Origin of the sequence: Achromobacter sp. Root170 (assembly GCF_001428165.1) — a bacterium.
Classification (GTDB): domain Bacteria; phylum Pseudomonadota; class Gammaproteobacteria; order Burkholderiales; family Burkholderiaceae_B; genus Achromobacter; species Achromobacter mucicolens.
In genome coordinates, this window is record NZ_LMHN01000016.1 from 165,812 (window position 1) to 180,048 (window position 14,237).

The window sequence follows — 14,237 nt, forward strand, 5'->3', positions numbered from 1 at the left end:
GGCTGGTGTAATCTGCCGGGTTGCACGGGAATGCTGCGTAAATTGCGATTGATGAAACGGGAATGTTACTCCAGGGCCACGCTGTGGCTGGCGCTGCTGGCCTGCCTCTTCGCGGGTCTTGTGGCCGCGGCCGGACCGGTGCGCGCCGAGCCGCTGCGCCTGGATGGCCAGGAGCGCGTGCAGGACGCAAGCGGCCATCTTGAGCGGCTGATCGATCCCGATGGCGGGCTTGATGTCGCGCACGCGGCCGCCGCGGACGGCTGGACGGCGCTGCCGGGCAGCCTGAGCGCGGGGTTCACGCCCGCGACGATCTGGCTGCGCCTGCCCGTGCAGGTGGACAAGGTCATGCACGGCGGCTGGATGCTGCGCCTGAGCAATTCGCTGCTGGACGACGTGCGCATCTATGTGGGCCACGCCGGCGGCTGGACGATGCTGGGGCGCAGCGGCGAGGATCTGGCGCGGCGCAAGTGGCCGGTGGACTATCGCAGCCCCGTGATCCAGTTCAATCCGTCGCAACCCGGCGCCTACGTCATCCTGGTGCGGCTTCAAAGCAAGAACGCGCTGGCGACGCGGTTGGAAGTCTGGCAGCGGCTGGCGTTCGACAACCAGTCGCGCCGCGAAGGCCTGCTGTTCGGGCTGTACTTCGGCTTTTACCTGCTCCTGATCTGCGCGCACGCCGCGTTCTGGCTGGTGACGCGCGCGCCCATGAGCGGCCTGTTCCTGGCCTACATCGGCAATTGCGTCTTCAACGAGGTGCTGTCGCTGGGGTTGGTGCAGCAGCTGACGGGCCTGCCCGTGGCCTGGAGCGACCGCCTGCTGGGCGTGGGCATTGCCGTCAGCCTGCCGGTGGCGCTGCGCGTCGCGTTCCGCCAGTTGAATCTGGAGGCGCTGTATCCGCGAGCCGTGCGTGGCCTGTACTGGCTGTTCTGGGGCATTGCCGCCGTGTGCTCGGCGCTGATCGTGACGGGGCATTATGGCGCCGGCATGCTGCCGATCCAGACGCTGGGGCTGCTGGTGATCATCGCGTTCATCGTCTTGGGCGCGTACCTGCTCAAGCGGGGCTGGCGGCCGGCGCGCTTTTTCGCGCTGGCGTTTGGCGTGTTCTACGTGGGCGTGCTGATCGCCTTCCTGCGCAACCTGGGGGTGTTCCCGGTCAACGCCTTCACCGAGTACGTGTCCACGTTGGGCACGATGCTGCACATGCTGCTGCTCAGCCTGTTCATCGTGGGACGCTACGAGCGCCGGCGCCGCGTCCGGGAATTGCAGCAGGCCAATCTGGCGGCCGATCTGGCGCGCCAGCACAGTCATTGGCTGGAACGCGAAGTGGCCCTGCGCACGGCAGAAATGCAGGGCGAGATCGAACGCCGGGTCGCGCTGGAAGGCGAACTGCGCACCTCGCTGGAAAAGGAACGGCAGATGTTCACCGAGCAGCGCGAATTCGTGGCGATGGTGTCGCACGAGTTCCGCACCCCGCTGGCGATCATCACGACGTCGGCCCAGCAATTGGGCCGCAACCTTGCAGCACCGCTGGAAAAAAGCCTGGCGCGCTGCGCCAACATCCGCGATGCGGCCATGCGCCTGTTGGCGCTGGTGGACGAATACCTGACCGATGACCGCATGCGCGAGCCGCGCGCCGAACTGCGCCTGACCCGGTGCGACCTGCCCGCGCTGCTGCAGGATCTGGCAAGCGAGTATCCGCCGGGCAGGGTGCAGTGCGCCTACGAAACGCAGACCCGGACGCTTGACTGCGACGCGGGCCTGCTGCGGATCGCGCTGCGCAACCTGCTGGCCAATGCCGACCGGCATTGCGCCGAGGGCGGGACGGTCAGCGTGTCGGTGCGCGAGGACGGGGACCAGCTGCGCATTGCGGTTTCCAATCCCGGCAGCGCCATTCCGGCCGGAGAGCAAGAACGGCTGTTTCAGAAATACTATCGGGGGCAGAATGCCACCCGGCATCCGGGGGCGGGACTGGGGCTGTATCTGGTCAGTTCCATCGCAGCGCGGCTGGGCGGTTCAGTGGCACTGGAAGCGGCCGGAGGCGTCGAGCCGGTGCGCTTTTGCATTAGCTTGCCTCACCTGCGAACCGACTGAAGGCGGCGCTGCCGCGAATATTGCGAAGTGCGCGGCAATTGTTGCGTAAATGCATCCATTCCGCGCCAGCGCTCGCGGGCCGCCGACGGTTCAAACGGGGGAAAAGCGCCGTGTTTTGGGCCTATTTGTGCCTATTCGACGAGAAGCGGCCGCACCTATTACAAGTTGCTCAGATTCGCTCAGATTCCGTTTTGCAATGATCGGTACATTTCAGACACGAAATTTACATGGTCACTACAAAATGTCTCGCCGCTTTCCGCTTACTCGCCTCGCCGCTTTGCTTAGCCTGAGCCTGCCGTTTTCCGCCCCGTCGGCGCTTGCACAGCCCACCGACTACATCCTCCATGCGGGTAATGCGCCCACCGTTGTCAACGTTGGGGATTACACCTCGATCAGCCTGGTCGGCGGCACGATCGTGGACGGCGACGTCGTGAACGATGGCTTGATGTGGCCGATGCGCTTCAGCCCCAATGGCGGCATCAAGGTACAGGGATCGACCGTGAATGGCTCGATCATCAACCAGGCCGCCCGGCAACTGACCAGCAATCGCGCCGGCATCAGCATCTCGGCCGGTTCCATGGTCAAGGGCGACATCATCAACGAATATCGGATTTCGGGCGAGTACAGTTCGGGCGTCGGTATCGAAGTGATCACCTCGGGCACGGTCCTGGGCAAGATCATCAACAACGGAAGCATCGACGCGGGCATCGTTGTCTCGGACGGTACGGTCACCGGCGGCATCGTCAACAACGGCGTCATCAATCCCAAGATGGATGGCATTGCACTTGACGTCGCCGGCGCCAGCGCGCCGATGACGATCGTCAACGGCGGCACGATCGCCGGCGACGTGATGCTTGGCACGTCCACCCTGGACATCACCGGCGGCACCATTACGGGCGGCGTCGTGGGCCCCGACGCCATCATGAACATCAATGGCGACTTCGGGGCAACCTCCAAGATCAGCGTCGGCCAGATCAACGTCGCGCCGGCCGCGACGCTGACGCTGAACGGCAACACTATGAAGGGCCTGGTGAACGTGAAGGGCACGCTGGCGGGTTCCGGCGAAGTCGGCCCGACGACCTTGGAGTCGGGATCGACCCTGTCGCCCAACGCCGCGGCGCAGTCGAACCACATCCTCATGATGTCGGTGTCGCCGGTTGTCGTCACCCCGCCGTCGCCGATCGGCACCATCACGGTGAATGGCGACCTGACCTTCAAGCCGGGCTCGACCTATCGCGTCGACGCCACCGCCGAGGGCAAGAGCGACCGCGTCAAGGTCACCGGCACGGCCAATCTGGCGGGTTCCGTGGTGCACGTGGGTTCGGGCGGCACGTACGCCGAATCGACGGCCTATACCATCCTGTCGGCCAACACCCTGAACGGCCACTTCGACAGCGCGACCAGCGACATGGCCTTCCTGCAACCGTCGCTCAGCCGTCAAGGCAACCAGGTCGTGCTGACGCTCGACAAGAAGCAGGTGCCGACCGACCCGGATCCCAAGCCGACCGAGCCGGCTCCCACGCCGACTGAACCGGCCCCCACGCCGACCGAGCCGACTCCCACCCCGACCGAACCGGCCCCCACGCCGACCGAGCCGGCTCCCACGCCGACCCAACCGGCCCCCACGCCCATCGGCAACGGCGGCACCCGCCCGATCGAATTCGCCGACCTGGCCGTGACCGGCAACCAGCGTGCGGCCGCGAACGCGTTGCAAAGCCTGCCCACGACCAGCTCGCTGTACACGCGGGTCCTGAACCTGCCCAACGGCGCCCCGGCCGGCGTGTTTGCCGACCTGTCCGGCGAATCGTTCGGCAGCAGCGTGTCGGCGATGCAGAACGTCAGCAACAACGTCGCCAGCCTGCCCACGGCACAGCTGCGCGCCAACATGAATGCCGGTTTCGTGGCCGGCCCCCCCACGGCGCAGGTCGGCCGTGGCGATGCCTCCATGCTGCCGCGCTCGAACGCGCAGCCGCTGTGGGCGCAGGCCTTCGGCAACTGGCGCACGATGGACGGCAACGGCGACGTCGCCAAGTCCCGTGAACGCGACGTCGGCATCTTTGTCGGCGGCGATCATGGCGTGGGCAACGGCTGGCGTCTGGGTGGCGCGTTCGGTTACACCGATAGCCGCATCACGGTGGACGACCGCTCGGCCAAGTCCGACGTGAACAGCTACAGCGCGATCCTGTACGGCGGCAAGTCGTTCGAAGCCGGCTCGGGCAAGATCAACTTCACCGCCGGCGTTGCCTACACGTGGCACGACATCGACAGCAAGCGCAACATCAACGCGGCGGGCCAGTATCAGGAGCTGAAGGCCGACTACAGCGCCAGCACCGGCCAGGTCTTCACCGACGTGGGCTACGCCATCCCGCTGAACGACCGCGTCACGCTTGAGCCGTTCTTTGGCGCGGACTTCAGCGACCTGCGCACCCGCGGCTTCTCGGAATCCGGCGGTGACGCCGCGCTTAGCGGCAAGCGCAGCACGAACAACGTGGGCACCACCACGCTGGGCCTGCGCGCACAGACGACGTTCGACGTGAAGGACAACGCGGGCCGCCTGCGCGGCATGCTGGGCTGGCGCCATGCTTACGGCGACCTCAACCCGGAAGCCACGATGTCGTTCGACGGCAGCCAGCCGTTCACCGTCGCGGGCAACCCGCTGGCGCGTGACGCGGCGGTCATGGAAGTGGGCGTGGATCTGGCGATGAGCAAGAACGCCACGCTGGGTCTGGCGTACTCGGGCCAGTTCGGCGACGGCAACCGCCAGAACACCGGCACGGTCAACGTGAGCTGGCGCTTCTAAGGCGATTCGATTCTGATCGGATGCGAAGGCCGGCCTCTTGGAGGCCGGCCTATTTTCGTGCGGGGCCCGTCTTCGCTCGGCAAGGTGTCAGGCGCCCGCGGCTCGGTGCAATACCGGGTGTCCGGCGGCATCGCGCTTCGATACACTGTTTGGCCACCCCTATAACGAGAACGCCATGAGACAGATGCTTCCGACCCTGGGCGCCGCCCTGGTGCTATCGCTGGCCGCGAACGCCGCCGCCGCGCAGCAATCCCCGCCCCGCGATCCCTTTTTCTGGTTGGGAGAAATCAACAAGGCCACGGCGGTGATCAACACCGACGAGGGCCTGCTAGACAAGTCCATGGCGCCGCGAATCGCCGCGGGCGTGGCCAAGGTCATTAGCGACGGCAATCAGCCCGGCGCCAAGCGGCCGGCCACGGTCATCACCTTCGAGCCCCTGCTGATCAAGGCCGCTGGCGAAGATGTGACCCTGCTGCACGCGGGTCGTTCCAGCCAGGACATGCACGCCACCTATCGCAGCGCGATCCTGCGCGACAAGCTGCTGGAACTGGCCGACCAGCTGAACGCCACGTCGACCACGCTGGTGGAGCTGGCCGCCAAGCATGCGGGCACCATCGTTCCCAACTACACCAATGGCGTGGCCGCGCAGCCCAACAGTTACGGACATTACCTGCTGGGTCAGGCGGCAGGCCTGGCGCGGGACGCGCAGCGCATCCGTGAAGCCTACGTGCGCATCGACCGCTCGCCCATGGGCACGACCGTGTTGAACGGCACGAGCTGGCCGCTGGACCGCAAGCGCATGGCGCAATACCTCGGCTTCGAGGCGCTGGTCGACAACGCCTACGACGCCTCGCAGATCTCGTCCATGGACCAGCCGGTCGAGGTCGCGTCCATCGTCACCAGCATCGCGCTGCGTACCGGCAATTTCGTCGAAGACGTGATGACGCAGTATGCGCAATCGCGTCCGTGGATCCTGCTGCAGGAAGGCGGCGGCAATACCTACGTGTCCAGCGCCATGCCGCAAAAGCGCAATCCGGGCCTGCTCAACGACACGCGCAGCGACGCCTCCACCGCCGTGACGCTGGCGATGGGACCCGTGCTGCAGACGCACAACATCACGCCGGGCATGAGCGACCCCAAGGACGTGAAGCAGAATTCCGCGATGGTCGACAGCGCGATCTCTGCGCTCAAGCGCTGGGACCGCGTGCTCAAGGCGATGGTCATCAGCCCGGACCGCGCGCTGGAAGAGCTGAACAGCGACTGGACGGCCTCGCAGGAACTGGCGGACGTGCTGATGCACAAATACAAGCTGCCATTCCGCGCGGGCCATCATTTTGGGTCCGAGGTGGTGTCGTACGCCAAGGCCAACAACATCAAGCCGCTGGATTTTCCGTACGCAGAGGCGCGTCGCATCTATGCCGATGCCATGAAGGATTCCAAGTACGGCACAGACCTGCCGATGAGCGAAGCCGAGTTCCGCGCGACGCTGGACCCCGTGGCCATCGTGAAGAACCGCGCCACCAGCGGCGGACCGCAGCCCAAGGAGATGGACCGCATGATCCAGGAGGCGCGCGAGCAGCTGGCCGCACAGGACAAGTGGATCAAGGCGCGCCGCGCGCACATCCGCGATTCGCTGGCGGAACTGGACAAGCAGTTCGACGCGCTGGTGGCCAGCGCACCGAAGCCGTAGCGGCGGGTGAAACGCGCCTGGGGCCGCACCTCGGCGGCCCCACCTCGGCGGCTCCACCTAGGCGGCCCCGTCTCCCCCGCAGGCCTGCAGCACGCAGCCGCGCAGCCAGCGGTGGGCGGCATCGCCGTCCATCCTGGGATGCCACAGCATCGACACCGTGAAGGGCGTCATCGAGAAGGGCAACGCAAAGCTGCGCATGCCCGCGCGTAGCGCGGCGGTGTGCCTGTCCGGCACCGTGGCGATCAGGTCGGTGTCGCGCACTAGCGCAAGCGCTGTGGAAAAACCGCTGGCAATCGTGGCGACATGCCGCGCGCGGCCGGCTTGCGAAAGCGCCTCGTCGATCGGGCCGGATTCGCGCCCGCGGCGCGACACCAGAATGTGGCGGGCGTTCACGTAGCGCGTCAGCGTGACGTTGCCGCGGGCCAGCGGATGGCCCGCGCGCATGACCCCAATAAAGCGATCCTGGAACAGCGCGCGCGTGCGCAGCTCGGGACTGGCTGACTGGCCCACCACACCGGTCTCCAGGTCCACGGCGCCGTCGCGCAGCGGCGCGCTGTCCTTGTCCAGTTTCTGCAGGAAGCGCAGCCGCACGCCCGGCGCTTGCGCGTCGATGCGGGCCAGGAGGCGCGCGCCAAAGTTCTCCACGAAGCCGTCGGTGACGCGCAGGGTGAAGGTGCGCACAAGGGCCGCGGGATCCAGCGTTTCGGTGGGGCGCAGCACGGCCTGCGCGTCCCGGACGAGCCCGCCGACCTGCTCGCGCAGCGCCAGCGCACGGGGCGTGGGCACCAATCCGCGCCCGGCGCGCACCAGCAGCGGATCGCCCGTGACGTCGCGCAGCCGCGCCAGCGCGCGGCTCATGGCGGAGGGACTCAGGCGCAACCGGCGGGCGGCGCCGGCCACGCTGCCTTCCGCGAGCAGCGCGTCCAGGGTGATGAGAAGGTTCAGGTCGGGCGTGGACATGCGGCAAACGTAGCACGCCGGCGGCCGGCGCGCTGACAGTTGGCATGGCGCCGCGTGCAGGTATTAGCTGCAAATGCTGCGCCTTCCGCCAGGTGATATTGCGGCCTACGCTGGTGTCCTGTCTCTTTCATTCAGGACGCCATCATGCCGATTTCCGATCCCTCGCCATCCCATCCCCGTCTGGCGCTACTGTGCTGCCTGTCGCTGGCGATGCTGCTGTCTTCGCTAGGCACCAGCATCGCCAACGTCGGCCTGCCGGCATTCACGCAGGCATTCGGCGCGCCCTTCCAATCGGTGCAGTGGGTCGTGCTGGCTTATCTGCTGGCCATCACGATTGCGGTCGTCAGCGCCGGGCGGCTGGGCGACCTGATCGGCCGGCGGCGACTGATGCTGGCCGGGCTGGCGTGGTTTACCGCCGCGTCGGTGCTGTGCGGGGTGGCGCCCGGCCTGTGGACGCTGGTGGCGGCGCGCGCCGCGCAGGGCATGGGCGCGGCCGTGTTGATGACGCTTGCCATGGCCTTTGCCGGCGACGCGGCGCCGAAGGGGCGAGCCGGCAGCGCCATGGGTCTGCTGGGCACGATGTCGGCGGCCGGCACCGCGCTCGGGCCGACGCTGGGCGGCGCCCTGATCGCCGGGGTGGGTTGGCGGGCGATCTTCCTGGTGAATCTGCCGCTGGGGCTGCTGGCGTTCTGGCTGGCCTGGCGGCACCTGCCGCGCGATGCGCAGCGTGCCGCGCATCAACCGGTTCGCTTCGACTGGCCGGGCAGCGTGCTGCTGGCGCTGACGCTGGCCGCCTATTCGCTGTCCATGACGCTGGGCCGTGGCAGTTTTGGGGTGCTCAATGTCATTCTGCTGGCTGCGGCGACGGGCGGCGCGGGCCTGTTCATGTGGGCGCAGGCGCGGACGGCGCAGCCGCTGGTGCGGCCGGCCATGATCGGGAACCCGTTGCTGGCGGGCGGCTTTGCGGCCAATGCGCTGGTCGCCACGGTGATGATGGCGACCTTGGTAGTGGGGCCGTTCTATCTGTCGGGGGCATTGGGGTTGAGCGCTGTGCAGGTCGGGCTGGCGATGTCCTGCGGTCCGCTCGTGGCGGCGCTGGCCGGGGTGCCGGCGGGCCGCTGCGTGGATCGTTTCGGCAGCCGGCCGATGACGTTGCTTTCGCTGGGCGCGGTGGGCGGCGCCTGCGCCGCGCTGCCGGCCGCCGCGCAGGCGTTTGGCGTGACGGGTTACGTCGCGGCGCTTGCCGCGATGACGGCGGGGTACGCGCTGTTCCAGGCAGCCAACAACACGGCGGTGATGGCTGCCGCGGGCGGCAGCGAGCGCGGCGCCGTGTCGGGCATGCTGAACCTGTCGCGCAACCTGGGCCTGATCACGGGCGCCTCGGCAATGGGCGCGGTGTTCGCCGCGGGCGCCGGAGTCGCGTCATTGGCCGATGCGCAGCCCGCCGCGCTGGCGGCCGGGCTGCGCGTGACGTTTGTCCTGGCCGCCGTGCTGTGTGGGCTGGCGATGGCCGCCGTCGCGGCAAGCGGCAAGCGGCTTGCCTCCGTTCAGCCGTAACGCAGTCCGGACAGGGCCGCCCGCCGCCGGCCGTCAGCGCATCATTCCGCCTTCAGGCCCGCCTGCACGATCAGCGGCTGCCACTTCAGCCGTTCGCTGCGGGCGAAGGCCGCCAGTTCGTCGGGCGTGCCGCCGCCGGGTTCGTGGCCCAGGTCCAGCAGCTTCTGCCGGACTTCCGGACGCGCGAGGATCTTGGCCAGGTCGTCGTTCAGCCGCTTCACGGCCGCGGGCGGCGTGCCCTTGGGCGCATACAGGCCGTTCCAGGCGATCACCTGAAAGCCGTCCAGCCCCTGCGCCGCCACGGAAGGCACGCCGGGCAGCAGGGCCGACTCCTTCAACGAGGTCACCGCCAGCGGACGCAACTTGCCGCTGGTGATGAACGAGCGCGCGGCGCTGACGGTGTCGATGCCAAGTTGCACCTGACCTCCCATCAGGTCCGTGGTGGCGGTGGCCGAACCCTTGTAGGGAATGCCCCGGATGCTGTTGACGCCCTGCTGCTTGAGCAGTTCGTAGACGAGGCGCGCGGTGGTGCTGGGCATGCCCACGTTGACGCTGTCGGGCTTGGCCTTGGACGCGTTGCGCAGGTCGGCCAGGCTGGCGTAGGGCGAGGACGGCGTGGTCAGCAGCACCATGGGAAACGAGCTGACCAGCATGACCGGCGTGAAGTCTTTTTCCGGGTCGAAGTTGGTGGACGCGTACATGTACTGGTTCAGCACGTGGGTGCCGTTGGTGCCCATCAGCAGCGTGTAGCCGTCGGGGGCGGCGCGCGCGACCTCGGAGGCGCCAATGTTGCCGCCAGCGCCCGGGCGGTTTTCCACGATGAACGGTTGGCCCAGGTCACGGGCCAGGTATTCGGCCAGGTAGCGGGCGGCGACGTCGGTGCCTTGGCCGGCCTGGTAGGGGACGATGATCTTGACGGGTTTGGAGGGATAGCTGTCGGCGGCCGAGGCAGGTTGCGCGAACAGCAGCGGCGCCGCGAGCGCGGCGATGAGGCGTATGGTCTTCATGGTGGTCTCCTCGTTTTTTATGGTGTGCTGCATGCGGGTGCGGCTAGGGCTTGGGAGGCGGCCATCGCGGCAGGATGCCCTGTTCCTGCAACGCCGCGATTTGTGAGTCGTCGAAGCCGGCCTCCCGCAGGACCTCGACGGTGTGTTGCGCATAGGCGGGCGGCGGGCGCTTGACGCGCGCGGGCGCCTGCGACAGCCGGACTGCCGGACCGATGCCGTGATAGCCATCACGATCCACGCGCATGCCGCGATGCGCGGTGTGCGCCTGCGCAAAGGCTTCGGGCACGCTGTTGACCGGGCCCGCTGGTACGCCCAGCTGCATCAGCTCGGCGCACAGTTCGTCCCGTGAACGCGTCGTCAGCGCGTGCTCGATGGCGTCGCGCAATGCATCGCGGTGCGCCAGCCGCGACCGGTTGGTGGAAAAGCGCGGGTCTTCGGGCAATGCCGTCAGGCCGGCGTAGTCGCAGAAGCGGCGGAACTGGCGGTCGTTCACCACGCCCAGGAAGATCTCGCCATCGCGGCAGGCATAGCGGTCATACGGCGCGATGTTGGGATGCGCGCTGCCCAAGAGGCCGGGCGTTTGCTGCGTGTGCATCCAGTTGGCGGCGTGGGGCACCAGCAGGCTGAGCGCGGTGTCGAACAGCGTGACCTCGACCCGCTGGCCCAGGCCGGTGCGCGCCCGGTGGTAAAGCGCCAGCAGGATGCCGGACTGCGCGGTGTAGCCGGTCAGGTGGTCGACGATGGGTACGCCGATGCGGGTCGGGCCGCTGGCCGGTTCGCCGTTGATGCTCATCAGGCCGCACATGGCCTGCAGCACCGCGTCGTAGCCGGGCAGGCCGCCCAGCGGGCCGTCGTCGCCAAAGCCCGTGATGGCGCAGTAGATCAGCTGGGGAAAGCGGGGTTTGAGGTCCGCCTCAAAGTCCAGCCCCCATTTGGCCATCGTGCCGGGGATGAAGTTCTCGATCAGGACATCGGCATCGGCCAGCAGCGCAAAAAGCACGTCGCGGCCGGCGGGCCGGGACAGGTCCAGCCCGATGGCCCGTTTGCCGCGATTGACGGCGGTGAAGTAGGCCGCGTCGCCCGCTTCGTTGACTGGCGGACCCAGGCTGCGGGTCTCGTCGCCGCCGGGCGGCTCGATCTTGATGACGTCCGCGCCCTGGTCCGCCAGCATTTGCGAGCACAGCGGACCGGCCAGGACGCGCGACAGGTCGATGACGCGCAGGCCGTCCAGCGCGCCCCGCGCGCGCGGCGCGGGGCAGGGTGCAGCTTGTTCCGATGAATCAGACATCGCCCACCTCGTCTTGGGTTGCCGCCGGTCAGGCGCGGGTAGGCAATTCGACCACACCGGAGCCGAGTACGGACAGCTCGTCGTCCTGGTTGCGCGCTTCCTGTTCAATCTCGACCAGATGCCGGCCATCTTCCACATACTTGCGCACGACCTTGCCCTTGAAGAACAGCATGTCGCCCTCGGGATTGTGGCGGCGGATCTTGCACGTGGACTTGCGCAGGAATCCCGCGTCGCCCATCCAGTTGGTGAGGTGATGGGTCAACCACGAGTTGCGCTCGGGACCGTAGTCGTACGCGCCCGGCGCGCCGACTTCCAGCGCGAAGTCTTCTTCCCAGTGGACGCGTTCGGGCACGTCGGGAATGCCGAAGCGGTTGGTGATCCCCACGCCCGGATGCGCGTCGATGAGCTGCCACGCCAGTTTGTTGGCGCGGATGTACAGGCCGCCCCAGCCCTGCGCGAAGGCGATGAAGCCGGTCACCGTCATCGGGCCCTTGAACATCACGGGCAGTTCCTCGCCTTCCTTCACGTCTTCCCAGTAGCGCGGCGTGGCGCCGCGGACTTCTTCCTGGGCGTAGAGCTTGTAGGCTTCCTTGATTTCCTCGGGGCTGTAGCGGCGCGGCTCGCGTGCGCGGACTTCCGCGTACTTGCTGCCCTGTTCGCGCGCGTGGTCGCGTTCGGTGCGAAAGCACCAGCTGTCGGCCTCGGCGACCTTGTCGCCGTCCTGGTTGAAGAAGTCCACGTGATAGATCTGCTGCACGGCGCGGCCGGCAAAGCGGGTCTGGTGTTCGATCAGGTTCTTCAGGTGCGCTTCGGTGGAGATGGTGTCGTTGCGCTTGACGGTCTTGTGCCAGGTCCAGTCCGCGCCCGACCACATGGCGTGCACGCCGGGCAGCCCGCCCACGTAGCCGGACACGATGCGGCTGGTGGCAAAGAGGAAGCTGGGCAGCGCGATGATGCCGCCGTGCTGGGTCTTGGCCGCGTATTCCGGGTCCGTCCACAGGGGGTTGTCGTCGCCGATGCCGTGAGCGTAATGGCGGATGTTGTCGCGCGTGGCCTCGTAGCACCACGGTTCGGCGGTGGCGCCGATCTTCACGCCGATGCGTTCGCGCAGCTCGTCCAGCCCGCGTTCGGTGATCTTGGGAAAGCTGCGTTCGGTCTTGGTCTGGGTCAGCATGATGTCTCCTGGTTTTGAAGATGGCCTGTGCCGGACTGCCCTAGGCGTGGGCGGCCCCGGCGGGCGTGGTGTTGGCGGTCGCAAGCTCTTGCTCCCGCAATTTCCTGCGATGGATCTTTCCGGCGGGCGTTTTGGGCAGTTCGGCCACGAACACCACCTGGCGCGGATACTCGTGCTGCGCGAGGCGGCTGCGCACGGCGTCCTGGATTTCTTCCACGAAGGTGTCGTCGCCCTGGCGCGCCGACACCACGAAGGCCTTGACGACCTGGCCGCGCAGCGGGTCGGGCACCCCGATGGCGGCGGCCTCGGCCACGTCCCGGTGCTTGAGGATGGCGTCTTCGATCTCGACGGCGCTCATGGTCCAGCCGGCCGAGATGATGACGTCGTCGGCGCGGCCGCCGTGCCAGAAGTAGCCGTCTTCGTCCACGCGGCCCAGGTCCTTGGTGGCGACCCAGGCGTCGCGGCGCCAGAGCTTGAGTTCGCCGGTTTCGCCGGGCGCGCAGGGCTGGCCGTTGGCGTCCTGGACCTCGACGCGCAATCCCGGCACGGGCTTGCCCAGCGAGCCGGCCTTGACGGTGAAGTCCGGCGCGCCGGGGTAATTGACCAGGCATACCCCGATCTCGGTCGTGCCGTACATGCTGCAGACCGGCCGGCCGAAGGTCGCTTCCACGAAGGCGGCGGTCTCGCTGTCGATGGGTTCGCCGGTGAAGGACACCTTGTCCAGGTGATAGCGGTAGCGCCCGGCCGCGCCGCTGTTGCGCATCATCCGGTAATGGGTGGCGGCAGCCGATATGTTGTTGAAGCGGTGTTCCTGCAAGGCCTGCAGCAGGCGCTCGGCGTTGAACTTGCCGGCATACGCGCCGATGGTGACGCCCAAGGCCAGCGGCGCCAGCGTGCCGTGCCACAGCCCATGTCCCCAGGCGGGCGAGGACGGGCACATGTAGCGGTCGCCCGGCCGGATGCCGGTGCCGTACAGCGCGGCCAGCATCAGCGTGACCAGGGCGCGGTGCGTGTGCTTGACGGCGTCGGGCAGCTCGCGGGTCGTGCCGGACGTGTACTGGAAGATGGCCAGATCGTCGGCGCGCGTGCGGCATTCGTAGTGCGACGGGTAGGCGGCCAGCGTGCCGAGGAACGCCTCGTCGGCGATGACGACACGCATGTCCTCGCCGCCCGCGGCCAGCGGCGCTTTTTCCGCGTTGGTCACCAGCATGCGCGGCTGGCAGTCCTGCACGCGCAGCCGGATGCCGTCGGGGCCGAACAACGTGAACAGCGGCACGGCGATCGCGCCCATCTTCATGGCACCGAACATGGCCACGTAGAACGGCAGCGACGGTTCGAGCATGACGGCCACGCGGTCGCCCGGGCGGATGCCCTGTTCGGCCAGGTAGTGCGCAAAGCGCGAGGATTGCTCGGCGATCTGGCGGAACGTGTAGGTCTCGTCCCCGCCCGCCGCACGCACCAGGATGATCGCCGGCTCGGCCTTGTCCGCGTGCCGATCGATGCATTCGTGCGCGATGTTCATGTGTTCACGGTTGCCGTCGAAAAGCTCCCAGAGCTTGTCGGGGGCGCAAAGCGCCTGGGCGTCCGCATAAGAAAGGGTATCGGTCAGCTTGGTCATTTCGTCGTACCTGTGTGGGTCGGCAACCTGTGGAACCCACTATGCGCGCCGC

At 67.7% G+C, this 14,237-nt stretch carries 9 protein-coding genes; 4 read left to right on the forward strand and 5 right to left on the reverse strand.

Annotated features, from left to right (window positions below; genetic code table 11):
* Positions 1 to 51: 51 nt before the first annotated feature.
* From ASD87_RS18820 to ASD87_RS18830, 3 genes are all read left to right on the forward strand, one after another.
* Entirely contained in the window at positions 52 to 2,091 is a 2,040-nt protein-coding gene (locus ASD87_RS18820) for a sensor histidine kinase (protein WP_056325019.1), read from the forward strand.
* 241 nt (positions 2,092 to 2,332) lie between these two features.
* Entirely contained in the window at positions 2,333 to 4,891 is a 2,559-nt protein-coding gene (locus ASD87_RS18825) for an autotransporter outer membrane beta-barrel domain-containing protein (protein WP_162256798.1), read from the forward strand.
* 175 nt (positions 4,892 to 5,066) lie between these two features.
* Positions 5,067 to 6,581 carry an argininosuccinate lyase gene (locus ASD87_RS18830; RefSeq protein ID WP_056325021.1) on the forward strand — a complete coding sequence of 505 codons (1,515 nt, stop codon included), beginning with the start codon at positions 5,067 to 5,069 and terminating at the stop codon, positions 6,579 to 6,581.
* A 57-nt stretch (positions 6,582 to 6,638) separates the two neighbouring features.
* On the opposite strand, the gene ASD87_RS18835 is transcribed toward ASD87_RS18830, so the two are convergent.
* A complete protein-coding gene (locus tag ASD87_RS18835) occupies positions 6,639 to 7,541 on the reverse strand; it encodes a LysR family transcriptional regulator (protein ID WP_056325022.1) in 903 nt (300 codons plus the stop codon).
* A 144-nt stretch (positions 7,542 to 7,685) separates the two neighbouring features.
* Here ASD87_RS18835 and ASD87_RS18840 point away from each other — a divergent pair, with 144 nt between their 5' ends.
* Positions 7,686 to 9,098: an MFS transporter gene (locus tag ASD87_RS18840; protein ID WP_082586355.1), complete on the forward strand. Its 1,413-nt coding sequence runs from the start codon at positions 7,686 to 7,688 to the stop codon at positions 9,096 to 9,098.
* 41 nt (positions 9,099 to 9,139) lie between these two features.
* Here ASD87_RS18840 and ASD87_RS18845 read toward each other — a convergent pair whose 3' ends face one another.
* From ASD87_RS18845 to ASD87_RS18860, 4 genes are read right to left on the reverse strand one after another with little or no spacing between them, the layout of a single operon-like run.
* Positions 9,140 to 10,105: a tripartite tricarboxylate transporter substrate binding protein gene (locus ASD87_RS18845; protein ID WP_056325024.1), complete on the reverse strand. Its 966-nt coding sequence runs from the start codon at positions 10,103 to 10,105 to the stop codon at positions 9,140 to 9,142.
* A 43-nt stretch (positions 10,106 to 10,148) separates the two neighbouring features.
* Positions 10,149 to 11,393, reverse strand: coding sequence for a CaiB/BaiF CoA-transferase family protein (locus ASD87_RS18850; protein WP_056325025.1), 1,245 nt, complete (start codon positions 11,391 to 11,393; stop codon positions 10,149 to 10,151).
* Between the two features lie 28 nt (positions 11,394 to 11,421).
* Positions 11,422 to 12,567 (reverse strand): MaoC family dehydratase N-terminal domain-containing protein, encoded by a 1,146-nt coding sequence (locus tag ASD87_RS18855; protein ID WP_056325026.1) that lies wholly within the window; start codon positions 12,565 to 12,567, stop codon positions 11,422 to 11,424.
* A gap of 40 nt (positions 12,568 to 12,607) precedes the next feature.
* Positions 12,608 to 14,185 (reverse strand): acyl-CoA synthetase, encoded by a 1,578-nt coding sequence (locus tag ASD87_RS18860; RefSeq protein WP_056325027.1) that lies wholly within the window; start codon positions 14,183 to 14,185, stop codon positions 12,608 to 12,610.
* Positions 14,186 to 14,237: the final 52 nt, after the last annotated feature.

What these genes read in the sequence shown, in the direction of transcription:
- ASD87_RS18820 (WP_056325019.1), top strand. Translation starts at nt 52, where the DNA reads ATGAAACGGGAATGTTACTCCAGGGCCACGCTGTGGCTGGCGCTGCTG.
- ASD87_RS18825 (WP_162256798.1), top strand. Translation starts at nt 2,333, where the DNA reads ATGTCTCGCCGCTTTCCGCTTACTCGCCTCGCCGCTTTGCTTAGCCTG.
- ASD87_RS18830 (WP_056325021.1), top strand. Translation starts at nt 5,067, where the DNA reads ATGAGACAGATGCTTCCGACCCTGGGCGCCGCCCTGGTGCTATCGCTG.
- ASD87_RS18835 (WP_056325022.1), bottom strand. Translation starts at nt 7,541, where the DNA reads ATGTCCACGCCCGACCTGAACCTTCTCATCACCCTGGACGCGCTGCTC.
- ASD87_RS18840 (WP_082586355.1), top strand. Translation starts at nt 7,686, where the DNA reads ATGCCGATTTCCGATCCCTCGCCATCCCATCCCCGTCTGGCGCTACTG.
- ASD87_RS18845 (WP_056325024.1), bottom strand. Translation starts at nt 10,105, where the DNA reads ATGAAGACCATACGCCTCATCGCCGCGCTCGCGGCGCCGCTGCTGTTC.
- ASD87_RS18850 (WP_056325025.1), bottom strand. Translation starts at nt 11,393, where the DNA reads ATGTCTGATTCATCGGAACAAGCTGCACCCTGCCCCGCGCCGCGCGCG.
- ASD87_RS18855 (WP_056325026.1), bottom strand. Translation starts at nt 12,567, where the DNA reads ATGCTGACCCAGACCAAGACCGAACGCAGCTTTCCCAAGATCACCGAA.
- ASD87_RS18860 (WP_056325027.1), bottom strand. Translation starts at nt 14,185, where the DNA reads ATGACCAAGCTGACCGATACCCTTTCTTATGCGGACGCCCAGGCGCTT.